At 51.3% G+C, this 21,784-nt stretch carries 20 protein-coding genes, 1 pseudogene and 1 riboswitch; of the genes and pseudogenes, 1 reads left to right on the top strand and 20 read right to left on the bottom strand.

Going from position 1 to position 21,784, the window contains the following annotated elements; translation table 11 throughout:
- The first annotated feature begins 95 nt into the window (after positions 1–95).
- A complete protein-coding gene (locus DXA93_RS07600) occupies positions 96–989 on the top strand; it encodes an AraC family transcriptional regulator (protein WP_158583280.1) in 894 nt (297 codons plus the stop codon).
- Here the strand turns inward: DXA93_RS07600 and DXA93_RS20885 are convergent.
- The 20 genes and pseudogenes from DXA93_RS20885 to rpmE form a co-directional block, all read right to left on the bottom strand.
- A pseudogene (locus DXA93_RS20885) lies at positions 980–3,470 on the bottom strand (ATP-dependent DNA helicase). The gene DXA93_RS07600 and the pseudogene DXA93_RS20885 sit on opposite strands and share 10 nt — an antisense overlap.
- A gap of 330 nt (positions 3,471–3,800) precedes the next feature.
- Complete coding sequence (locus DXA93_RS07580; protein ID WP_022463118.1) at positions 3,801–4,028, bottom strand: HPr family phosphocarrier protein; 228 nt, start codon at positions 4,026–4,028, stop codon at positions 3,801–3,803.
- A gap of 334 nt (positions 4,029–4,362) precedes the next feature.
- On the bottom strand, positions 4,363–5,187 hold the full coding sequence (locus DXA93_RS07575; RefSeq protein WP_055219741.1) for an Mrp/NBP35 family ATP-binding protein: 825 nt from the start codon (positions 5,185–5,187) through the stop codon (positions 4,363–4,365).
- Positions 5,188–5,217: 30 nt separating this feature from the next.
- On the bottom strand, positions 5,218–5,562 hold the full coding sequence (locus DXA93_RS07570; protein WP_022463116.1) for a metal-sensing transcriptional repressor: 345 nt from the start codon (positions 5,560–5,562) through the stop codon (positions 5,218–5,220).
- 38 nt (positions 5,563–5,600) lie between these two features.
- Positions 5,601–5,831: a hypothetical protein gene (locus DXA93_RS07565; RefSeq protein ID WP_022463115.1), complete on the bottom strand. Its 231-nt coding sequence runs from the start codon at positions 5,829–5,831 to the stop codon at positions 5,601–5,603.
- A 4-nt stretch (positions 5,832–5,835) separates the two neighbouring features.
- Positions 5,836–6,363, bottom strand: a complete 528-nt coding sequence (locus DXA93_RS07560) for a DNA-deoxyinosine glycosylase (protein ID WP_022463114.1) — start codon at positions 6,361–6,363, stop codon at positions 5,836–5,838.
- Complete coding sequence (locus DXA93_RS07555) at positions 6,350–6,592, bottom strand: hypothetical protein (protein WP_022463113.1); 243 nt, start codon at positions 6,590–6,592, stop codon at positions 6,350–6,352. The genes DXA93_RS07560 and DXA93_RS07555 overlap by 14 nt, the downstream gene beginning before the upstream one ends.
- A gap of 243 nt (positions 6,593–6,835) precedes the next feature.
- Complete coding sequence (locus tag DXA93_RS07550; RefSeq protein ID WP_118594604.1) at positions 6,836–8,014, bottom strand: phosphoribosylaminoimidazolecarboxamide formyltransferase; 1,179 nt, start codon at positions 8,012–8,014, stop codon at positions 6,836–6,838.
- Positions 8,015–8,045: 31 nt separating this feature from the next.
- Positions 8,046–8,759, bottom strand: coding sequence for an IMP cyclohydrolase (locus DXA93_RS07545; RefSeq protein ID WP_022463110.1), 714 nt, complete (start codon positions 8,757–8,759; stop codon positions 8,046–8,048).
- A gap of 78 nt (positions 8,760–8,837) precedes the next feature.
- Positions 8,838–8,918, bottom strand: a riboswitch (ZMP/ZTP riboswitch).
- A 132-nt stretch (positions 8,919–9,050) separates the two neighbouring features.
- A complete protein-coding gene (locus tag DXA93_RS07540; RefSeq protein ID WP_022463109.1) occupies positions 9,051–9,533 on the bottom strand; it encodes an acyl-CoA thioesterase in 483 nt (160 codons plus the stop codon).
- Between the two features lie 41 nt (positions 9,534–9,574).
- Positions 9,575–10,852, bottom strand: a complete 1,278-nt coding sequence (locus DXA93_RS07535) for an O-acetylhomoserine aminocarboxypropyltransferase/cysteine synthase family protein (RefSeq protein ID WP_022463108.1) — start codon at positions 10,850–10,852, stop codon at positions 9,575–9,577.
- A gap of 158 nt (positions 10,853–11,010) precedes the next feature.
- Positions 11,011–13,422: a ribonucleoside triphosphate reductase gene (locus tag DXA93_RS07530; protein ID WP_055227013.1), complete on the bottom strand. Its 2,412-nt coding sequence runs from the start codon at positions 13,420–13,422 to the stop codon at positions 11,011–11,013.
- 247 nt (positions 13,423–13,669) lie between these two features.
- Positions 13,670–14,905, bottom strand: coding sequence for a GTPase HflX (hflX, locus tag DXA93_RS07525; protein ID WP_055227015.1), 1,236 nt, complete (start codon positions 14,903–14,905; stop codon positions 13,670–13,672).
- A gap of 18 nt (positions 14,906–14,923) precedes the next feature.
- The gene (locus DXA93_RS07520; protein ID WP_117804213.1) at positions 14,924–15,958 is read right to left on the bottom strand and encodes a tetratricopeptide repeat protein; all 1,035 of its coding nucleotides are present in this window, start codon (positions 15,956–15,958) and stop codon (positions 14,924–14,926) included.
- Positions 15,955–17,301, bottom strand: a complete 1,347-nt coding sequence (gene glmM, locus DXA93_RS07515; RefSeq protein WP_022462134.1) for a phosphoglucosamine mutase — start codon at positions 17,299–17,301, stop codon at positions 15,955–15,957. The genes DXA93_RS07520 and glmM overlap by 4 nt, the downstream gene beginning before the upstream one ends.
- A gap of 104 nt (positions 17,302–17,405) precedes the next feature.
- Complete coding sequence (locus tag DXA93_RS07510; protein ID WP_055219722.1) at positions 17,406–18,326, bottom strand: nucleotidyltransferase family protein; 921 nt, start codon at positions 18,324–18,326, stop codon at positions 17,406–17,408.
- 92 nt (positions 18,327–18,418) lie between these two features.
- Entirely contained in the window at positions 18,419–19,495 is a 1,077-nt protein-coding gene (gene prfA, locus DXA93_RS07505; protein WP_022462136.1) for a peptide chain release factor 1, read from the bottom strand.
- Between the two features lie 75 nt (positions 19,496–19,570).
- Positions 19,571–20,428, bottom strand: coding sequence for a peptide chain release factor N(5)-glutamine methyltransferase (gene prmC / locus DXA93_RS07500; RefSeq protein WP_117801937.1), 858 nt, complete (start codon positions 20,426–20,428; stop codon positions 19,571–19,573).
- 3 nt (positions 20,429–20,431) lie between these two features.
- Positions 20,432–21,415: a DUF1385 domain-containing protein gene (locus DXA93_RS07495; protein WP_117801936.1), complete on the bottom strand. Its 984-nt coding sequence runs from the start codon at positions 21,413–21,415 to the stop codon at positions 20,432–20,434.
- Between the two features lie 104 nt (positions 21,416–21,519).
- Positions 21,520–21,720: a 50S ribosomal protein L31 gene (gene rpmE / locus DXA93_RS07490; RefSeq protein WP_022462139.1), complete on the bottom strand. Its 201-nt coding sequence runs from the start codon at positions 21,718–21,720 to the stop codon at positions 21,520–21,522.
- Positions 21,721–21,784 lie beyond the last annotated feature (64 nt).

Raw genomic sequence — 21,784 nt, 5'->3', positions numbered from 1 at the left:
GATCTTCGATTTTTTCTTGTTTTTTTTCCCTTTTTGCCGCATACTTTACTTATCGTATGATTTTTAATGGATTTTATGGATTGGAGGTACGTTTCATGCAGATCCGCATGGATAAAGAAAACCGTGAGCTGAAGGCCCACGGCAGCTATGAATTTCCTGTCAACATCAGTTACGAACAGCTCTCCCGCTACGAGCGCGGCTCCTTTTCCTGGCACTGGCACCCGGAAATTGAGCTGACGTTTGTCCTCTCGGGACAGATCGGATATCAGGTCAACGGCAAATCGTATGTCTTAAAAGAAGGGGACGGCATTTTCTGCAACACGAATGCGCTTCACAGCGGCCACATGATCGACGGGATGGACTGCGTCTATATTTCAACCACGTTCGCCCCGCGCTTTCTCTATGGTTTTTCAAACAGTGTGATCCAGACGCGCTACGTCGAACCGGTGCTGACGGATATGCAGCTCGCCTCCATCGTCTTTTCGCCGGAGATCGACTGGCAGAACCAGGTACTTGCCTGTATGCACCGCATCTACGACCTCTCGCTTTCACAGCCGTCCGCGTTTGAGATGGAAATCCAGGAGCTTCTGCTGTCGATCTGGATTGAGATTTACCGCCACGCATCGTTTTCCGGTGAATCCCAGAACACGGCGGCAGCGCGTGATGTTGAGCGGCTCCGCATTCTGCTCGACTACATCCACCGCCATTATATGGAGCATCTGACGCTCGAGGATCTCGCCGCACAGATCCACATCTGCCGCAGTGAATGCTGCCGTTTTTTCAAGAAATGCATGAACGAATCCCTGTTTGACTATCTTCTCGATCACCGTATTGAAAAAAGCCTGCCGCTCCTTCTCGAGCGCCAGGCCAGTATCACTTCCGTAGCGGAACAGACCGGATTTTCCAGTCCTGCCTATTTTTCTAAAATTTTCCGGCAGCAGATGGGCTGCTCACCGAGCGAATACCGGAACCGTGCGGATCACACGTAACGTTCAGCGCTGCACCGAGATTTCATTTCCTGCTGCCCGGCTTTTGATCCGCTCTCACAATCCACCCTCTCCCAAAACGAATGGATTACCTCCGGGAGGCTGCTGCGCTGCACAATCCGGCAGTCCTCCCACTCTCTTGGGAACAGCTCGCGGTACTCCCGGTTTCGGAACCGCTCGTCGAGCAACAGAATCACACCCGTGTCCTCCGTCGTACGGATCACGCGCCCTGCCGCCTGCAATACTTTATTCATGCCGGGATAGCGGTACGCGTAGTCGAAACCGTTCTCTCCGCTGCGGTCGAAATATTGCTTTAAAAGTTCTCTCTCCGGCCCCACCTGCGGGATTCCGGCTCCCACAACGGCCGCGCCGATCAGCTTTTCCCCGTCCAGATCAATTCCCTCCGAGAAAATGCCTCCCATGATACAGAATCCCACCAGCGTTTTCTCGTTGTCTTTCGCAAACGCTTCCAGAAACGCTTCTCTCTCCTGCTCCCGCATCGCCGACTCCTGGATCAGGCAGGTCACGTTTTCATCTGCATACAGTTCCTCATAGACCGCATAGACATCCTGCATCAGGCGGTATGACGGGAAGAACGCCATATAGTTGCCCTTCCGGCTCTGGATCATCTCGTTCAGATAGGCGGCGATCTTCTCAAACTCTGCGCGGTTTCTCCGCTGATACTTCGTGCTGACCTCGCTTCCGATCGCCAGACACCGCTTCGTGGGATCAAACGGGGACTCCACGTAAATCGCGTAATCGTCCGTATTCGTGCTGAACATCTTCTTATAATACTGCACCGGCAGCAGCGTCGCGGAAAAGAAGACGGCCGACCGCCCCTGGTTGATACACTGCTGCAGATTCTCCGCCGGGTTGACGCAGAACAGGCGCAGTGCAAAATCGCCGTTATCGAGATAACTCGTGTAGATCAGATAATTTTCATCCACTAAATTGTAAATCTCGGAAAAATTTCGCAAGTTAAAGTAAAATTCCAGAACCTGCTTCCGGATTTCGCTTGTCTTATGCGCTTCCAGCCAGCCCGCCAGTTCTTCCAGCAGCTGATTGACCATCATAAGAAACGTCGATACGCTTTCCAGCTCCGTGCAGGAATCGCACTCTCTTTTGTAGACGAGCATCTGGTGATTGCAGCGGTTCAGCGCCTTCTCGAGCTTTTTGCCCGGTGCATACGGGCGGAGGAGCTGGCGGACCTTTAAAATTTCCTCTTTGACGAGCGTGGCACTGAACATATCGCGGCCCCGCTCGACCAGGTTGTGCGCCTCGTCGATCAGAAAGATGTAGTCACCCTTCGTTCCTTCTGCGAAAAAGCGTTTTATTTCGAGTTCGGATCAAACGCATAGTTGTAATCGCAGATCACACCGTCCACCCACGAAGCCACATCAAACTGGAGCTCGTGCGGGCAGACGTTCCATTTTTCCGCCTGGCGCAGGACTTCCTCTCTTGTGTAGGAATCGCATTCCGTCAGCATCTCGTACACCGCCGCGTTGATCCGGTCAAAATGACCTTTCGCGCGCGGGCAGTGGATCGGATCGCATTCGGGCTCATCGAGGATGCACATTTTTTCTTTTGCGGTCAGCGTGATTGCTTTGAACTGCAGTCCCTTCTCTTTTAGAATGGAGACCGCCTCCTCTGCCACGGTACGGGTGATGGTTTTCGCAGTCAGATAAAAAAGACGGTCGCCGCAGCCCTCTCCGATCGCGCGGATGGCCGGAAAGACCGTGGACATTGTTTTTCCGATGCCGGTCGGCGCCTGGACGAAGAGTTCTTTTTTCCGCAGAATGGTACGGTAGACGCCGCTCACCAGTTCCCGCTGGCCTTTCCGGTACGGGAAGGGGAATTCGAGGTGCTGCATTGAGGCATCTCGCGCTTTCTGCCACTGGTACTGGAATTCCGCCCAGATAAACCAGGCGTCGAGTAGCTCATCGAACCACTGCTCCAGTTCCGGGAGCTTGTACGTCTGCAGAAAATGGCGGATGCGCCAGTTGGAGTGCTCCGGCTTTACCTCTTCTTTGGTGAGCGGGCGCAGAAGGCCTTCCTCCTCGGAGGAGAGCAGGGTGTACGTCATCAGCACGCCCATCTCCTCTTTGCGGTTCTGAGGCCGTAGATGTAAGCGTAGCACTTCGCCTGTGCCAGATGTACCAGAACCGGCTCTTCCATCGTTTCGAGGTCACGGTACGTTCCCTTGATCTCCTCGATCACGGTCGTGGTTCCGTCCTCGTACATGCCGTCCGCTCTTCCCTCGACGCGCAGGATGAAATGCTCATATTCTTTTTCGTGAACCAGCGGAACCTCCGCACGGTAATCGGCGCCCCGTTTTTTCTGAATCTGCTGATGCACCCGCGTTCCCGCCTGCATGGCATCCCGCTCGCCAAAACCGCCCGACGAGTTGTCCAGATCCCCGCTGCGCAGAATAAACTCCACCAGATTCCGCACGGAAATCCGGATCTCTTTCTTCTTCTCTTCCACTAGCCCGCTCCTTTTCTAACCAGACTATTCAGAGCCCCATCTCGATTCCGCTGCGCTGCATCTCGATGTGGCTTCTCGCCATATGAAATTCCAGAAAAGAACGCTCATTCATGCAAGCATGATTCGTGTCCTTTTCTGGAATTTCGCATGGCTCTGAATAGTTATCATTATACAGAAAAAAGGAGACTGCCGCAACAGTCTCCTTTTTTTCTCTCTGAAGTTATGTGTCTCGTGTGATTAGTTTTTCTTCAGAAAGTCCCCTGCGCAAATTCTGTCTCTACTCTCGCTGGCGGCGCAGGCTGAATTTTTTTTCGTTTCCCTTAATAAAATTTATGCTACAGCAAATTTCTGCAGGGTTTTATTGAATGCCGGGCTGTCACCATAGCAGTGTACGGTGAGATCACGGTTCAGATCCATGCTGAGGATGCCAAGAATGGATTTTGCATCAATAATAACGCGGTTGTAAAAAATGTCAATATCAAAATCACATTTGGAAGCTGCTTTTACAAACTCCTCTACTTCCTCAGTTCCATTGAGTCTTACTACGCAGTGTGACATACGATTCACCTCTTTCTTAATCAATAGCTGTTTGTTTTCCTATCGTTGAGGTAGATTATGCACTTTTTCTCTTTAAATGTCAATATTGAATTTATTTCCTTGTTTTTGCCATATTATGCATGTTTTTTATGCAAGTTTTTCTCATTAACCCTTCATATTTGTCGCTTTTTGTCTCATTTGCGCAGTCGTGTGTAACCGGTTACACAAAATCCGTTTAAAATAAAATAGTTTTTGCCAAAAGAAACGTAAAAATCTTGTCAAAAAAACCCGCTTTTCCTTGTAAAATCAAGGAAAAACGAGTTTTCATGCCATTACTTGCTTCTATATTTAATGATTAGATGTTGATCTTTGCAATATCGGTGTTATCCACTTCTGCAAATCTTCCTTCGTCCACCAGCTCGGCAAACTCCGGATGAATCGGCATTTTGCCGAGAACCGGCACGCCGATCTCGGCTGCGATCTCGTCGATGTGGCTTTCGCCGAAAATGGACAGCTTTTTGCCGCAGTCCGGACATACGAGGTAGCTGTAGTTCTCTACGATACCGAGCACCGGAACACTCATCATCTGTGCCATCTTGTAGGCTTTCATGACGATCATGCGCACCAGATCCTGCGGGGAAGATACGATCACTACGCCGTCTACCGGAAGAGACTGGAAAACGGTCAGCGGAACATCACCGGTTCCTGGCGGCATATCGACGAAGAGATAGTCCAGGTCGCCCCAGATGACGTCGGTCCAGAACTGTTTTACGGTTCCTGCGATGACAGGTCCTCTCCAGATGACCGGCTCTTCCTCGCCCGGAAGCAGGAGGTTGATGGACATTACCTTTACGCCGTTTGCTGCAACTGCCGGGTAAACGCCCTTGTCATCTACGTTTGCAGGTCCTTTCAGGCCATACATTTTCGGGATGGACGGTCCTGTGATATCGGCATCGAGGATACCAACCTTGTAGCCCTCTTTTGCTTTCTGGTTTGCCAGAGATGCGGTTACCATGGATTTACCAACACCGCCCTTGCCGCTGACAACGCCAATGACATGTTTGATCGAAGAATCGGCATTCAGATCAATATGAAAATCCGGTTTGCCCTGTCCTGCTTTGCTTGGACATCCTTCGCAGCTTTCTTTGGAACAGCTCGAATTGCTGCATTCTTTTGCCATGTTTCTTTCCTCTTTTCTTGTTTTTCTTGCTTATTTGACAAAGCGGTCGATCGCCTTATTCAGCTCCTGAATCGCTTTTATGTCCCCATGCTCGACTGCATCGACGATGCAATGTTCAATGTGATCCTCCAGGATAATTTTTCCTGTATTGTTAATGGCCGCCTTCACGGCAGACAGCTGGATCAGAACCTCAGTGCAGTCCCGGCCTTCCTCTACCATCCGCTTGATCGACTCCATGTGTCCGATCGCGCGGGAGAGGCGGTTTAAGACTGCTTTTGTATTTGTATGATGGTGCCCGTGGGCGTGATCGTGGGAATGCTCGATCACGGTGCCGTCTTCCAGCACATGCACATGCGTGTGTTTTTCTTCACTCATCGTTTTTTTCTCCGCTTTTCTGGTATTTTCTGCGCGATTCAGATTTCTGTAAACGTAAACCGCTGGCGGATGCCGGAGGTCTCAATGTCAAAGACCAGAGATCCGTCCGCTTCCACCGTTTTTTCATATTTTAAGTTTTTGTCCGGAAATTTCTGACGGATATACGCCTCCGGGTCATCCGTCTCGATCTCGTCGAAAAAGACGTCCCGCATCTGATTATTGGCACACTCATTAAAAATCTCCCAGACGGTCTCGTACTCTTTTTTCATCCTGTCACTCTCCGTTTCGTAAGACTTCTCCGCACTGGCTCCACTCGCCAAGCAGCCGCTCCACAGACCATGCGGCGTTCGCGGGACTCGTCGACGGAAGACGAACCGCTTCCCGTCCCAGCTGCTTCTCCTGGTACTTCCGGTAATACTTCCACGCGGTCGCCCCGTTGCAGTAAATCTGCCGGATATCGGCGCATTCCAGAATGTCCTGCAGCGGATTCGGCACAACATCGCGGATGCTCGCATCGCTCGAGCCTGTGATGACGCAGGACGCGATCACATCCCAGACAGCGATATGATTCCGGAGCAGAAACGCCTTCTTCTCTTCCACGGTCTGCGGCACCTCTTCCCCGCACACGGCTGCCGTCACTTTCCAGAAACGGTTCTGCGGATGGCCGTAAAAAAATCCGGTCTCCCTGGATTTTACGGACGGAAAACTGCCGAGAATCAGAATCCGGGAATCGGCGCGGTAAACCGGCGGAATCGGATGCACCACCGGGTGCTCATTTTTGTTCTCGTCAGGTCGGCTCATCTTCATCAAACTCCACTACCGTATAGAATCCTCTCGGTGTCTCTTTTACTTCTTTTACGATTCCCTTCCGGGACTGCAGCCTCTCATACGCCTGATAATTCCTGCTCATGGCCACTGCCGGGGTAATCGTATAATAATAGGAGGTAGGCAGTGCGCTTTCTGTCACGTTGACTTCCTGGCCTTCCTCGAGAAGTCCCTGTCGCTCCATTTTAAATTCCATCTGCCGCATATTCCTCATCCTCCTTTTTGCAGCGGGCAAAAGATACGCCCATGGGGTATTTTATCACACTTTTCCGAAAAAGAACAGGGGTTTTCGACAGAAAAAGGGCGGTACCGCCCTCTTCCTGCTTATTTTTTATTCTTCAGAAAGTGCTACTCTCTCTTTGATGATACATGTGCGAAAAAAAGAAAGAATCCGGCCGCCCAGAGACCGGATTCTTTCTTCTTATATAAATATAAAACGCATTTCTTTTTAGTGATGGAACAGACGGATTCCTGTAAATGCCATCGCCATGTTGTACTTGTTGCAGCACTCGATGACAGCGTCGTCACGAACCGATCCGCCCGGCTCTGCGATGTACTGGACGCCGCTCTTGTGTGCGCGCTCGATGTTGTCACTGAACGGGAAGAAGGCATCGGAACCTAAGGTTACGCCCTTCATCTGGTCGAGCCATGCACGTTTCTCTTCTCTTGTGAAGACTTCCGGTTTTACTTTGAAGATCTTCTCCCATGCGCCGTCTGCGAGAACATCCATGTACTCCTCGCCGATGTAAACGTCGATCGCATTGTCACGGTCTGCACGGCGGATGCCGTCTACGAACTGCAGATCCAGCACCTTCGGGCACTGACGCAGGAACCAATTGTCGGCTTTCTGTCCGGCAAGACGGGTGCAGTGCACACGGGACTGCTGGCCTGCGCCGACACCGATGGCCTGACCGTCTTTGACGAAGCATACGGAGTTGGACTGGGTATATTTTAAGGTAATCAGTGCAATCTTCAGATCGCGTTTTGCTGCTTCCGGAATCTCTTTGTTCTCGGTTACCACGTTGGAGAGCAGCTCATCGTCGATCGGCAGCTCCTGGCGGCCCTGCTCAAAGGTAATGCCGAAGACCTGTTTGTGCTCGAGCGGAGCCGGACGGTAATTCTCGTCGATTTTGATGACGCAGTAGTTACCTTTTTTCTTTGCTTTCAGGATTTCCAGTGCTTCATCGGTAAATCCCGGAGCGATGACACCGTCAGAAACCTCGCGTTTGATCAGGGATGCGGTGTCTTTGTCGCAGACATCAGAAAGTGCGATAAAGTCGCCGAAAGAAGACATACGGTCTGCGCCTCTGGCTCTTGCATAAGCGCATGCTAACGTAGAAAGCTCTCCCATATCGTCTACCCAGTAAATTTTACGCAGGATCTCGTCCAGCGGAAGACCTACGGCTGCACCTGCCGGGGAAACGTGCTTGAAGGAAGTTGCTGCCGGAAGACCGGTGGCTGCTTTCAGCTCACGTACCAGCTGCCAGCCATTGAAGGCATCCAGAAAATTGATATAGCCCGGACGGCCGCTTAATACTTCGATCGGAAGATCTCTGTCATCATCCATGTAAATTCTGGAAGGTTTCTGGTTCGGGTTGCATCCGTATTTTAACGCTAATTCTTTCATGATTTTCTCCTTTCGCAAAACACTCGATTTCTTATTTATTTTTATTCACGATTCTTGTCTCATACTTGCCGGTTGCAATGTCGATATAGCGTGTGAAGAGGGACACCTTGTTGTCCTCGTTTAAGCTGCTCCAGAGCAGTTCGGTGAAGGCATCGATGTCATCCGGAATCTCGACCAGTTTTGGCTCACCCTCAAAGCTTGGCAGCGGATTGCCGTCGTGCATGTAGGTGTGGATGAAATGGCCTTCCCCTGCTACACAGTTATCATAGGAGAAGGTGTAGCGGTTGCACTGGGACGGATCGCCGTTATTGCTCTTTAAGATCGACATCTGGTAGCCGTACGTTCCGTTCTCTACGTGCATCACACCGGAAATACGAGGAGTGTAGTTCGGTGCATCCGGCTCAAACTCTCTGCTTCGAAGGGATACCTCAAACGTTTTTCCCTGCTCCAGTCCTTCGTATACGGTATCGGTCTGGTCTCCGTTTGTTACGATCGTATCATTTCCCAGAACGCGTACCGGTGCGTAGATGATCAGGCTCGGATCTTCCAGCTTCGACGGATCAAACGCCTGTGTGCGGATTCCCTCACCCTCCTCAACAAAGACACGGTTGCGGCTGTTCTGGCTTCTGCCCATAATAAAGTATCCGGCAACGGCTTTTGTGCCGTCTTTGGATCTGCCGATCACAATTCCTCTTCCTGGATATGCATTTCCTTTTAATTCCTGTTCCAGTGATACTTTTTTCATCTTCTGATCTCCTTTTCAAGGTGGCTGGAATGGGATTTTCTGTTTTTGGATAAAAAAACAGACCCACTCCCCCAAGCATTCTTCTGCCCAGACGGTCGGCCTCTTCTCACGCTATACTCCCTGTGGTCATTTCCACTTCCGTCAGTCGTATAACTGCCTTTACCTTAACATGGAAAATCCCGCCTGTCAAGGGACACGGCGGGATTTTTTTAAATGAAATTTTCAGAATGCACGAAGACAGCTCCGGTAAACGCCCCGGTGGATTCTGCAAATGTGCGGGTGAACGTCAACTTAGAACCCCTCTCTGTGACGCTCTTTTCGCAGTTCATAGCGGCGTTTTCCGCCCTCCCACTCAGCTTCCTGCTCCGGGGATTCCAGAATCAGGCCCGGGACGGGAAGTGCGCGGCCGTTCTCGTCGATGGCCACCATCACCACGTAGGCACGGTTGATCATTTTCCGAATGCCGGTCGCAAGCTCTTCCACGTACGTGTCGACGCGCACCTCCATTGAAGTGCGTCCGACATACGTCACCCTTCCGACCAGTACGACGGTGTCGTTCAGAAAAGCAGGATGCTTGAAGTTCAGATTGTCGATGCACGCGGTGGTTATTTCGTGGCCGCAGTGGCGGCGTCCCACCAGACCGGCAAGCTCATCGATCCACGCGACCAGCTGGCCGCCGAACAGACGGCCATAGCCGTTGATATGGCGGTGCATCAGAAGATACGACTGCTCTGTCTCAGAATCTTTTACGCGTTTCTTTGCCATTTCTTCCATTTTACCAATACGCTCCTTTTCACATCCTGTTTTTTGTATCTTTATACGTTCGCAAGCGCCTGATCAAGGTCTGCAATGATATCGTTCACATCCTCGATGCCGACTGACAGACGGATCAGATCCGGCAGAACACCGGCTTCGATGAGCTGCTGATCGTTCAGCTGGCGGTGGGTATGGCTTGCCGGGTGCAGAACGCAGCTTCTTGCATCGGCAACGTGTGTTACAATTGCTACCATTTTCAGGCCGTTCGTAAAACGCATCGCACCGTCTCTTCCGCCCTTCGGTCCGAAGCAGAGAACGCCGCACGTTCCGTTCGGCATATATTTTTCTGCCAGTGCATGGTATTTGCTGTCTGCAAGGCCTGCGTACTCAACCCACGCTACCTTCGGATGATTTTTCAGGAACTCTGCCACTTTCTCGGCATTTCTGCAGTGGCGCTCCACGCGCAGGTGCAGGGTCTCCAGACCGACATTCGTCAGGAATGCATTCTGCGGGGACTGGCACGCTCCCATATCACGCATCAGCTGCGCGGTTGCTTTTGTGATATACGCTTTTTTACCGAATTTCTGCGTATAAATCACGCCGTGGTACGATTCGTCCGGTGTAGTAAGGCCCGGGAATTTGTCTGCATGCGCATCCCAGTCGAAGTTTCCGGAATCGACAATCGCTCCGCCGAGCGCCATTGCATGGCCGTCCATGTATTTTGTGGTGGAATGGGTGACAATATCTACACCGAACTCGAACGGACGGCAGTTGATCGGGGTTGCAAAGGTGTTGTCGCAGATCATCGGAACGCCGTGCTCATGTGCAAGTTTAACAAACTTGTCAATGTCAAGTACAACACCTGCCGGGTTGGAAATCGTCTCGGCAAAGACAGCTTTGGTGTTCGGCTGGAATGCTTTTTCCAGCTCCTCTGCCGGCGCATCCTGGTCCACGAGAGTAGTCTCGATGCCGAATCGTTTTAAGGTAACGGCGAGCAGGTTGGAGGTTCCTCCGTAAACCTTTGCCGCGCAGACAACGTGGTCGCCTGCCTCACAGATGTTGGTAACAGCAAGCATCGTTGCCGCCTGGCCGGAAGATGTGAGCATGGCTGCCACGCCGCCCTCCAGATCGCAGATTTTCTGTGCTACGACGTCGTTCGTCGGGTTCTGCAGACGGGAATAGAAATATCCCTCCTCCTCCAGATCGAACAGTTTTCCCATTTCCTCGCTGGTTGCATATTTGAATGTTGTGCTCTGGTAAATCGGAAGTACACGCGGCTCACCGTTTTTCGGCTGCCATCCTCCCTGTACACAGATTGTGTCCTGGCTGTATCCCATAATTTTTCTCCCTTCTGTAAGTGAAACCGGTCCACCGGGCCGATTTCTGCTGTGCTCAGCGCCATAATAATACCCCCACCCGGGATGCCCGGGCGAGGGTATCACTTTTTCCTATTATAACTCTGTTTGTTCTTTCCTGCAACTATATGCGCACAGATTTAGGAGAGATATTCATCCACATATTTCTGGATATTGGAAGCATTCACAATCTTCTGCGCCTGGCCGTCCTCCACAACGAGAAGAGTCGGTGCCTGCATGATGCCGTACTGTGCGGCAAGATCCGGGTGACGCTCTGCGTCGATCACCTCATACTGCTCCTCGGCGAGCATTTCTTTTGCCATTTTGCAGTTCGGGCAGGTGCTTGTCGTGAACAGGTACATGCCGTCTTCCTCGATTTTATCTGCTGCTGCAGCGGCTTTCGGCTCTTCTTTTCCAGCGGCCTGCTCTGCCAGTTTCTCTGCTGCACCGTACGATTTCATTTTCTGCTCCGGCGATTTGGAGTGGATGATATCATATACAGTTCTGTTCTTGTACTCCTGGCGTTTTCCGTCGTTCCAGTTCTTGACCGGACGGTAATATCCCGTGATACGGCTGTAAACCTCTGCCTCTTTTCCGCAGATCGGACATGTAAAGTGCTCGCCGGCGAGATAGCCGTCGTTCGCACAGACAGAATACGTCGGGGACAGCGTGTAGTACGGCAGTTTGTAGTTCTCTGCAATCTTCCGCACAAGGGAAGCTGCTGCTTTCCAGTCCGGCAGTTTTTCGCCAAGGAACGCATGGAAGACAGTTCCCGAGGTGTACAGCGTCTGCAGATCATCCTGAATATCAAGCGCAGAGAAAATATCCTCGGTATAGTCCACCGGCAGATGGGAGCTGTTGGTGTAGTACGGGGTATCTCCCTCATGGCCTGCGGTCTTGATATCCGGCCATTTTGCACGGTCGTGTTTTGCCAGACGGTATGCGGTCGACTCCGCCGGAGTTGCCTCAAGGTTGTACAGATCGCCGTACTCCTCCTGGTAATCAGAAAGACGCTCTCTCATATGGTTCAGAACTTCTTTCGTAAACTGCTGTGTCTTCGGATCCTCCAGACCCTTTCCGAGCCATGCGGCATTTAAGCCGGCCTCGTTCATACCGATCAGACCGATGGTTGAGAAGTGGTTCTCAAACGTTCCAAGGTACCGTTTCGTATATGGATACAGTCCCTCGTCCAGGAGGCGGGTAATGACCTCACGTTTCGTCTTTAACGAACGTGCGGCAATATCCATCATATGATCGAGACGGCGGTAGAACTCTTTCTCATCTTTGGACTGATATGCGATACGCGGCATATTGATGGTGACAACGCCGACCGATCCGGTGCTCTCGCCGGAACCGAAGAATCCGCCGGTTTTCTTTCGAAGCTCACGCAGATCCAGGCGGAGACGGCAGCACATGGAGCGCACGTCGCTTGGTTTCATATCGCTGTTGATGTAGTTGGAGAAGTACGGGGTACCGTATTTTGCAGTCATTTCGAACAGCAGACGGTTATTCTCCGTATCGGACCAGTCAAAATCGGATGTGATGGAGTAGGTCGGGATCGGGTACTGGAAGCCTCTTCCGTTGGCATCTCCCTCGATCATCGTCTCGATGAACGCTTTGTTGACCATATCCATCTCTTTTTTACAGTCTTTGTACTTGAAGTCCATCTCCTTGCCGCCGACGATCGCCGGAAGCTCCGCGAGGTCATCCGGTACGGTCCAGTCGAGTGTGATGTTGGAGAACGGTGCCTGGCTTCCCCAGCGGCTCGGTGTGTTGACGCCGTAGATAAACGCCTCGATGCACTTCTTCACTTCGCCGTAGCTTAAGTTGTCCACTTTGACGAACGGCGCCAGATACGTATCAAATGAAGAAAATGCCTGCGCACCTGCCCACTCGTTCTGCATAATGCCGAGGAAGTTGACCATCTGGTTGCACAGAACCGAAAGATGTCTTGCCGGAGAAGAAGTAATCTTTCCGTTGATGCCGCCAAGTCCTTCTTTGATGAGCTGTTTTAACGACCATCCTGCACAGTAGCCGGTCAGCATCGACAGGTCGTGGATGTGAATATCCGCGTTGCGGTGTGCCTCGGCGATCTCGTCATCATAAATCTCTGATAACCAGTAGTTGGCTGTGATCGCGCCGGAATTGCTTAAGATCAGACCGCCGACAGAATACGTTACGGTCGAATTCTCTTTGACACGCCAGTCCTCTACTTTTACGTAGCTGTCCACGATCTCTTTGTAGTCTACGATCGTCGATTTCATGTTGCGGATTTTTTCCCTCTGCTTGCGGTACAGAATGTAAGCTTTTGCCACTTCTGCGTAGCCGCACTGGATCAGCACGTTCTCCACGCTGTCCTGAATTGCCTCCACTGAAATTTTTCCGTCTTTGATCTTGGACTGAAAGTCCGCTGTTACGCGCAGTGCCAGCATCTGAAGCATGTCATCGCTGAACTGCATATCTTTTGCGCCGAATGCTTTTCCAATCGCATCGGTAATCTTTTTCATCTGGAACTCTGCAATCGTTCCGTCTCTCTTTTCTACCTGAAACATGGAATCCCTCCTGTTAATTCAACCGTTTCTGCAAGGCCTTTTTAAGGTTCCACTCTTTGCAGTGTCTGAACCATATGATAGCAGAGCATGTTTCTCCCGTCAATAGTAAAAAGTACCATATCTAGTGTGAAATTTTCTAACATCACTAGATATGGTACTTTTACTTGTATTCTGTCCCTTCCATTTTTCGGCGCTGTACGGCGCTTAAAGGGATGTACTGCCGTTTTTAAGCCCGCTTGCCATACCTCTATACCCTCGGATAGATATCCTTCGGTACATAGGCTTTTACGCGGATGCCTTCCGGCAGATATTCTTCTTCGAGCAGAATTCCGTATCCGCGGATCAGTGAAATCGTTCCCGCCTTATCGTACGGATAGAGGCGCTCGATATAGATTTTTCCCTCCATCATCCACGAGGAGAGTAAATTTTTGAGGTCTTCGAGTCCCTGTCCTGTTTTGGCAGAGACCGCAAGGCTCGCGTCTGCCCGGAAATCTTTTACAACCATCGGGGCGAGAAGCTTATCCTGCTTGTTCAGCAGGGTGACGATCTTTTTGTCCTCAACTTTCAGTTCCCGCAGCGTATCGTACACGACCTGCATCTGCAGCTCCATCTGCGGATTTGACGTATCCACAACGTGGAGAATATAGTCGGCATACCGTGCTTCCTCCAGCGTACTGCGGAATGCATCGATCAGATGATGTGGCAGCTTATTGATAAATCCAACCGTATCGGTCAGCAGGATTTCCTGTCCATCCGGAAGGGTCAGTGACCGCGTCGTCGTATCCAGCGTGGAAAACAGCATTGCATCTGCCAGAATTTCCGATCCTGTCAGTGCATTTAAAAGACTGCTCTTTCCCGCTGACGTATAGCCTACGAGCGCCGCTACCGGGATTTTGGAACGTTTTCTGCCTTCACGAAGGAGCTCTCTGTGCTGGCGTACTTCCTCAAGCTCACGTTTTAACTGCGTAATACGCGTGCGGATCAGGCGCCGGTCGGTTTCCAGCTTTTTCTCTCCCGGTCCTCTCGTACCGATTCCGCCGCCGAGACGGGAAAGCGATGTGCCAAGGCCGGAAAGTCGGGACGCACGGTACTTTAACTGGGCCAGCTCAACCTGGATTTTACCCTCGCTGCTCACGGCGCGCGCCGCAAAGATATCCAGGATCAAAAGCGTACGGTCCATGATCTTGCATTCCAGTGCTTCCTCCAGCCCTTTTAACTGGATCGAGGAGAGCTCATCGTCGCAGATGATGCCCGTCGCATCGCAGGCGCGCACCAGAATTTTCAACTCCTCTAATTTTCCTTTTCCGATGTACGTTCCCGGATGAATGGCCTCTCGCACCTGCACCAGGCGGCCCTCCACCTTCGCACCGGCGGTGCTGGCCAGTTCCGCCAGCTCGTCGAGCGATTCTTCTGCGTTTGCGCCGCCGTTTTCCTGTACGCCGACCAGAATCACGCGCTCCTGTTCTTCTCTTAAATCAAACAATTCAACTTCCTCCGTCTGTTATCGGTTCTGGAGAAACGTATTTTCCCGCTGCGCCGCGGTGTTTTCCGGGTATGCTGCCAGAAAATCCGCCATCAGCGACTTCGCGGTATCAAAATCCGCCCGTTTTTCATAGGATACAATCTGGTTGAACAGCAGATTTTCCCGGTCGGAATCCTCCGCCGTTTTGAGTCCTTCCTCGATATACGAGAGTGCACTGTCCGTGTCGTTTTCCGCAAGTGCGCAGAGCGCCAGCCCGTTGTTGGCTGCCGCCGCAAAGCCATCTGTCGAAAGATACGAAGAAAACAGTGCTTTCGCCTCGTCGTTCTGACCATTGGAAAGGTAAACCTCGCCGAGCATTTCCATCGCCGCGCTGCTGCCGTCCTTCATTGCCTTCGAGAACGCTTTGACCGCCTCGTCCTGCTCCTCCAGATAGTAGTATGCACAGCCGATATTATAATAATCCTCGGTCGTTTTCGGCTCAATCTTCACTGCCGCTTCGAGGTAACGGTCTCCGTCCGCCTTCATACTGCTCTCCTGATACAGCTCGTAAATGTCAAAGCAGAGCTGATAGCTCTCCTTCGTCTCCACTGCCGCATCAAAATCCACCTTCGCCTGCTCGTAATTCTTCTGCAGGAAGTACGCGCGTCCCCTAAGGAACAGCGCATCGGCATCTGCCTTTTCTTCCTGAATATTGGTGCAGATCTCAATGGCTCCATCCAGATCTCCGGCCTGTACGCAGGTTTCCGCCTCGTAATACATGACATCGCGCGAAAACTCCGCGTCTTTGTGCTTCATGCTCGAAAGACTGCTCTTGAAAGCCTCTTTTGCCTTGTCATACTCCTGGCTTTTCAGATAAGCGATGCCGAGCGACCGGTAGCTCTCCGCCAGTCGGTCGCCTGCCTTTACGGCTCCCTCCAGCATCGCAATCGACGTTACGTAGTCCTTCTGTTCGAGCGCCTCGATGCCCTTTTTATAAAGCTTTGAATTTTTATTTTCACAGCCGCCAAGCACCATTGCCGCCGCCAGAAAAAAGATTACCAGTCTTTTTTTCATTCTGTCACAAGTCCTTCTTTATGCATCACAGAAACAACCTGGTCTACGTATTTTGCACACGTTGCGTCGTCCGGTGCTTCCACCATGACACGGATCACCGGCTCGGTGCCGCTCTCTCTTACGAGGATGCGTCCGTCATCGCCCAGGGCCTCTGCTACGTCTTCTACTGCTTTCTGTACTGCCGGGTTGGCCTTTGCAGCTGCTTTGTTTGCCACGCGGACATTCTTTAAGAGCTGCGGGTAAATCACTACCTCGGCTGTCAGGGTGCTGAGCGGGAGTTTCTTATCTATCAGCACTTCCATCACCATCAGGGAGGTCAGGATTCCGTCACCGGTCGTCGCGTGCTTGCTGAAAATGATGTGGCCGGACTGCTCTCCGCCGAGAGAATAGCCGTTTGCCATCATGTTCTCGCACACGTATTTGTCGCCGACTGCCGTCTTCTCATACCGGATACCGGCGCGGTCACACGCTTTGTAAAGACCGAGGTTTGACATGATCGTGGTCACGATCGTATCTCCGTTTAACTGGCCTTTTTCTTTTAAGTATTTACCGCAGACATACATGATCAGGTCTCCGTCTACCACATTTCCCAGCTCATCGACAGCGATGCAGCGGTCTGCGTCTCCGTCGTAGGCAAATCCGACATCGAGGTGTTTCTCTCTTACATATTTCTGAAGCTCTTCGATGTGGGTGGAACCACAGCCGCAGTTGATGTTTGTTCCGTCCGGCTCGTTGTGGATCACATATGTCTTGGCGCCGATGGCATCAAACACGCTCTTGGCTACGGAAGAGGCACTTCCGTTGGAGCAGTCGAGTCCGACTCTCATGTTTTTAAAGGATTTTGTCGGAATCGAGATCAGGTGTCCAATGTAGCGGTTCCTTCCGGCTGCAAAATCCACGGTACGTCCGATGTCTTCTCTCGTTGCGAACGGGATCTTCGGTGTTCCGTCGTCGATGTAGGCTTCGATCTGCGCTTCGATGTCGGCTTCCAGTTTCTGTCCCAGGCCGTTGATCACTTTGATTCCGTTGTCATAGAACGGGTTGTGGCTGGCGGAGATCATAATTCCGCAGTCAAAGTTTTCGGTACGGACAACATAGGAAACGCTCGGGGTGGTCGTTACATGCAGCAGATAAGCGTCTGCTCCCGATGCGGTCAGTCCTGCTACCAGCGAATATTCGAACATGTAGCTGGAGCGTCTGGTGTCTTTTCCAATGACGATCTGTGCTTTGTGGTCTTTTCCGAAATACCATCCGAGGAATCTTCCCACTTTATATGCATGCTCAACCGTCAGATCAATGTTTGCTTCTCCGCGAAATCCATCTGTTCCAAAATATTTACCCATGGTATGCTCCTTTCCCCTTTCGGGCAGAAAGCGTGTCTGAAATTTTTTGCAATCATTCAAACACGCTTTTTCTGGTTATTCACTCAAATAACAAAATATCGTAATTAGTCGTACAGCTTCTCGCTGTATACGCCGTCCGCAATCAGTTTGCGGAATGCTTCTGTTACGGAAGCTTTGTCTTCCTGATACGTTACGCCGAACCACTCTGCGTCGGTCGGAAGAACTTTTACTTCTGCTTTTCCTGCGTGCAGCAGCTCGTCGATGTAGATCGGAAGGAGGTACTCGCCTTTTACATCTCCCTCTTTCTGTGCAGAAAGGAATTCAACAAAGCCTTTCTCCAGAAGATCAATGAACTCCGGCTGCAGTCCCCACATGTTCATGGAAACAAGGGAGTTTTTGTCGATCGGATCAACCGTTCCGTCTTCTTTTTCAACGCCTGCGCCCTCTGCGGTCTTTACGATGTTTTTCGTCTCGTTGACACCAGTCAGATTTCCGTTTTCATCAACGACGCAGACACCTCTTGTAACACCGCCGTTGTCACTTAAGGTGTTTCCAAGCACGAATCCTGCCATGGAGATCGGCATAACTTCATCCACATCATGCTCCTGTACAAGGTAGTCGTGCAGTTTTACGAACGGATCTTTTCCGTAATAGTCATCAGCATTGATAACAGCAAACGGCTCTTTTACAAGACCTTTGCAGGCAAGAACGGCCTGGCCGGTTCCCCACGGTTTGGTACGGCCTTCCGGTTTTGCAAAGCCTGCCGGCAGATCATCGAGCTCCTGGAATGCATATTCCACCTCTGTGATTTTGCTGATGCGGTTGCCGATGACTTCCTTGAAATCTTTCTCCAGATCCTTGCGGATGATGAAGACTACTTTGTTGAAGCCGGCTTCCAGTGCATCGTGGATGGAATAATCCATGATGATCTCCCCGTTTGGTCCTACTGGCTCAAGCTGTTTGATTCCCTTTCCAAATCTGCTGCCGATTCCGGCTGCCATGATCACAAGTGCTGTTTTCTTCATAGCGTTTTCCCTTTCTCTTTTCCCCTTTTTTCTCTTGTTTATTCTATCAACAATCGATCCTGTAGACCAATCGTGATTCGCAGCGTTTATTATTATGCTTCTTCCTGCATGCTGCTCAGCTTTGCGGCCTGATCGGCTGCAATCAGACTGTCGATGATTTCATCCAGATCGCCGTTCATGATGGCGTCCAGTTTGTATAAGGTCAGTTTGATTCTGTGATCCGTCACACGTCCCTGCGGGAAGTTGTACGTACGGATCTTCTCGGAGCGGTCTCCCGTTCCGACCTGGCTCTTTCGAAGCTCGGCCATCTCATCGTGCTGTTTCTGCTGCTCTAAGTCGTACAGACGGGCACGCAGAATCTTCAGTGCCTTGTCCTTATTCTTTAACTGTGATTTCTCATCCTGGCAGGAAATGACGATGCCGCTCGGGAAGTGGGTCAGACGGACTGCTGAGTCGGTCGTATTGACACACTGGCCGCCGTTTCCGGAAGCACGGAATACATCGAATTTGTAATCTTTCGGGTCGATCTGTACTTCGACGTCGTCCACCTCCGGCATGATCGCTACGGTCATGGTTGAGGTATGGATTCTTCCGCCGGACTCGGTTTCCGGCACACGCTGTACGCGGTGCGTGCCGCTCTCGTACTTCATCCGGGAGTACGCGCCTGCTCCGTTGATCAGAAGTGTTGCGTCTTTAAAGCCGCCGATTCCGTTTTCATCGGCGCTGGTCAGCTCTGTTTTCCAGCCGCGGCTCTCTGCGTATTTGATGTACATACGGCAGATTTCTGCGGTAAAGAGTGCCGCCTCGTCTCCGCCGGCACCTGCGCGGAACTCTACGATAACGTTCTTGTCATCGTTCGGGTCTTTCGGCAGAAGCAGGACTTTGAGCTCCTGCTCCAGCTCCTCTACGCGTTTTTTCGCATCGGAGAGTTCTTCTTTCAGCATTTCGCGCATCTCTTCGTCGGATTCCTCCTCGAGAAGCATCAGGCTCTCTTCGATGGTCTGTTTCTGTGTTTTATAGTCCTTATATGCGTCTGCGATCGGCTGGAGTTCTGCCTGCTCCTTCATCAGCTTCTGGAACTTCGCCGCATCGGCAGCGACGTCCGGCTCGCTTAACTGATTCAGTACCTCCTCGAGACGCATGAGGATATCATCAAGTTTATCAAACATAAAATGACTGCTCCTTTTTACTGTTTTCGTCTGTTTATGATGTCATTATGGTGTCAAAATTAAAATTCATTTCTGTCAGGGTTTTTTGTGCCAGATACCGGCCACCACGCGGTCCAGGCCTGCCAGATCTTTCAGAACCTGTACATCGGCAAAGCCGTGGGTTTCCATCAGCTCCCGCACTTCATCTCCCTGATCGTATCCAATTTCAAAACAGAGCTTTCCGCCCTCTTTTAAATAGCTTCCTGCCTGCTCTGTAATCTTCCGGTAAAAGACAAGACCGTCCGCACTGCCGTCGAGTGCCATCCGCGGCTCATGGTCGCGCACCTCCGGCATCAGGGTTTCAATCACATCCGTGCGGATATACGGCGGATTGCTTGCGATCACATCGAAGGTTCCCTCGATGTTTTCAAATAAGTTGCTCTTTACGAACGATGCCCGTCCGCCCGCCTGTGCGCCGTTCTTTTCCGCAACCTGTAAGGCTTTCTCGGAGAGATCCGCGCCGATTCCCGTGCAGTCCTCTCTCGTCACAAGAAGCGATATGAGGATGCATCCCGAACCGGTGCAGAGATCGAGGATCCGTGCATCTTTTGGAAGGCCGCGGAGCGCTTCCTCCACAAGAATCTCGGTGTCCTGCCGCGGAATCAGTACATGCTCATTCACAAAAAACGGAATTCCGTAGAACCACGCCTCTCCGGTCAGCTGCTGCAGCGGAATGTGTTCGCCGCGCTTTCTGACCAGCGCTTCGTACTGCTCCTGCTGTTCTTTTGGCATTTCATCTTCACTGTGTACAAAGTAGGTGCTGTGGCTGATCCCGCAGACATACTCCAGTAAAAGCCATGCGTCCTGCCGGGCTTCCTCCACCCCCTGCTTTTGTAAGTACAGAATAGCGGATTCCAGTGCAGATTTCAAGTTTTTTCTATCGTGCACACTCATCGGTCACGGCTCCTCATGTTCTTTCTTTTCGGTTTTGGCCGGGTACGTATAACCAAAGTTTTCGTTCAGGTACGCTCTCCAGTCAAACACAGCCTCCACAGCGGCGATCGCAACCTCTGCCATCTCGGCATCCGGCTCGCGCGTCGTCAGGTGCTGCAGCATCAGGCCCGGTTTACTGATCAGGTTGACCAGTTTATTGTCACTTTTTCCCGCCAGGCGGATAATTTCATACGAAACGCCCGCGATCACCGGAATGAGAAGCAGGCGGATCACGATTTTCAGCACCGGGGAATCGACCCGGATGAACATGAAAAAGATGATGCTGATGACGATGACGTACATAAGAAAGCTCGTTCCGCAGCGCTTGTGCTCCCGGGAACTCTTTAAGACGTTTTCCACGTTCAGTTCCAGACCGTGCTCAACACAGTTGATGCATTTATGCTCGGCGCCGTGGTACATGAACACGCGCTGAATGTCTTCCATACGGGAAATGGCTGCCAGATAGCCGAGGAACAGTGCCACACGCACAAAGGCCTCTGCCACCGCGGTCAGTGTCGTTCCGGCTCCCGCTTTGTGCAGCAGTTCGGACAGGAAGTACGGCACCATCAGAAAGAGAACGACGGCGATGACAACGGAAAATGTGACGGTTCCGTACATCATCAGCCTGTCTGTCTTTTCTTTTTTCGCTTTCTGCTGCTCCTCTTCCTCTTTCGTCGCCGGCTTTTTCTTTTCCTCCTCCTCGTCCTCATAGAACGAAGCGGAGTACATAAGGGAACTCATGCCGACGATCATCGAATCGGCAAAGCTGAAGACACCGCGCAGAATCGGAACTTTTAAGAGCTCCTTGTGCTTCGTCAGCGGCTTGTGCTGCTCTACTTTAACCTCAATCTCCCCGTCCGGCCGGCGTACTGCGACGGAATAGCGGTCCTTGTTCATCATCATGACGCCTTCCATCACGGCCTGGCCGCCAATATTGGATGATTTCATAATTTACGTTTACCTCCTCAAAGGGGATTTTCTGCATCCGTAACGCAAGAACGGGCTGAGATCTTCCAACCTCAGCCCGTTTTTCATCTTGCTTGATTCAATTCTTATTTCATGCCGTATTTCTTGTTGAACTTCTCGATACGTCCACGAGCTGCAGCAGCTTTCTGCTGGCCAGTGTAGAACGGATGGCATTTAGAACAGATCTCAACGTGGATCTCTTTCTTGGTAGAACCTGTTACGAAAGTATTTCCGCAGTTGCAGGTAACAGTTGCCTGATGGTATTCTGGATGGATTCCTTCTCTCATTTTATTCACCTCTTCTTAATATTGTTATCTTCTCAGATTTACTCTGATGATTTCGTATTTCAGG

The organism is Blautia sp. OF09-25XD, assembly GCF_003482095.1.
GTDB lineage: Bacteria > Bacillota > Clostridia > Lachnospirales > Lachnospiraceae > Fusicatenibacter > Fusicatenibacter saccharivorans.
Note: the sequence above shows the minus strand (reverse complement) of the source record. Positions and strands in the feature narration are given on the sequence as shown.

Excerpts from the sequence above, each read along its gene's own strand:
- DXA93_RS07600 (WP_158583280.1), top strand. The coding sequence starts at position 96 with ATGCAGATCCGCATGGATAAAGAAAACCGTGAGCTGAAGGCCCACGGC.
- DXA93_RS07580 (WP_022463118.1), bottom strand. The coding sequence starts at position 4,028 with ATGTCACACTGCGTAGTAAGACTCAATGGAACTGAGGAAGTAGAGGAG.
- DXA93_RS07575 (WP_055219741.1), bottom strand. The coding sequence starts at position 5,187 with ATGGCAAAAGAATGCAGCAATTCGAGCTGTTCCAAAGAAAGCTGCGAA.
- DXA93_RS07570 (WP_022463116.1), bottom strand. The coding sequence starts at position 5,562 with ATGAGTGAAGAAAAACACACGCATGTGCATGTGCTGGAAGACGGCACC.
- DXA93_RS07565 (WP_022463115.1), bottom strand. The coding sequence starts at position 5,831 with ATGAAAAAAGAGTACGAGACCGTCTGGGAGATTTTTAATGAGTGTGCC.
- DXA93_RS07560 (WP_022463114.1), bottom strand. The coding sequence starts at position 6,363 with ATGAGCCGACCTGACGAGAACAAAAATGAGCACCCGGTGGTGCATCCG.
- DXA93_RS07555 (WP_022463113.1), bottom strand. The coding sequence starts at position 6,592 with ATGCGGCAGATGGAATTTAAAATGGAGCGACAGGGACTTCTCGAGGAA.
- DXA93_RS07550 (WP_118594604.1), bottom strand. The coding sequence starts at position 8,014 with ATGAAAGAATTAGCGTTAAAATACGGATGCAACCCGAACCAGAAACCT.
- DXA93_RS07545 (WP_022463110.1), bottom strand. The coding sequence starts at position 8,759 with ATGAAAAAAGTATCACTGGAACAGGAATTAAAAGGAAATGCATATCCA.
- DXA93_RS07540 (WP_022463109.1), bottom strand. The coding sequence starts at position 9,533 with ATGGAAGAAATGGCAAAGAAACGCGTAAAAGATTCTGAGACAGAGCAG.
- DXA93_RS07535 (WP_022463108.1), bottom strand. The coding sequence starts at position 10,852 with ATGGGATACAGCCAGGACACAATCTGTGTACAGGGAGGATGGCAGCCG.
- DXA93_RS07530 (WP_055227013.1), bottom strand. The coding sequence starts at position 13,422 with ATGTTTCAGGTAGAAAAGAGAGACGGAACGATTGCAGAGTTCCAGATG.
- DXA93_RS07520 (WP_117804213.1), bottom strand. The coding sequence starts at position 15,958 with ATGAAAAAAAGACTGGTAATCTTTTTTCTGGCGGCGGCAATGGTGCTT.
- glmM (WP_022462134.1), bottom strand. The coding sequence starts at position 17,301 with ATGGGTAAATATTTTGGAACAGATGGATTTCGCGGAGAAGCAAACATT.
- DXA93_RS07510 (WP_055219722.1), bottom strand. The coding sequence starts at position 18,326 with ATGAAGAAAACAGCACTTGTGATCATGGCAGCCGGAATCGGCAGCAGA.
- prfA (WP_022462136.1), bottom strand. The coding sequence starts at position 19,495 with ATGTTTGATAAACTTGATGATATCCTCATGCGTCTCGAGGAGGTACTG.
- prmC (WP_117801937.1), bottom strand. The coding sequence starts at position 20,428 with ATGAGTGTGCACGATAGAAAAAACTTGAAATCTGCACTGGAATCCGCT.
- DXA93_RS07495 (WP_117801936.1), bottom strand. The coding sequence starts at position 21,415 with ATGAAATCATCCAATATTGGCGGCCAGGCCGTGATGGAAGGCGTCATG.
- rpmE (WP_022462139.1), bottom strand. The coding sequence starts at position 21,720 with ATGAGAGAAGGAATCCATCCAGAATACCATCAGGCAACTGTTACCTGC.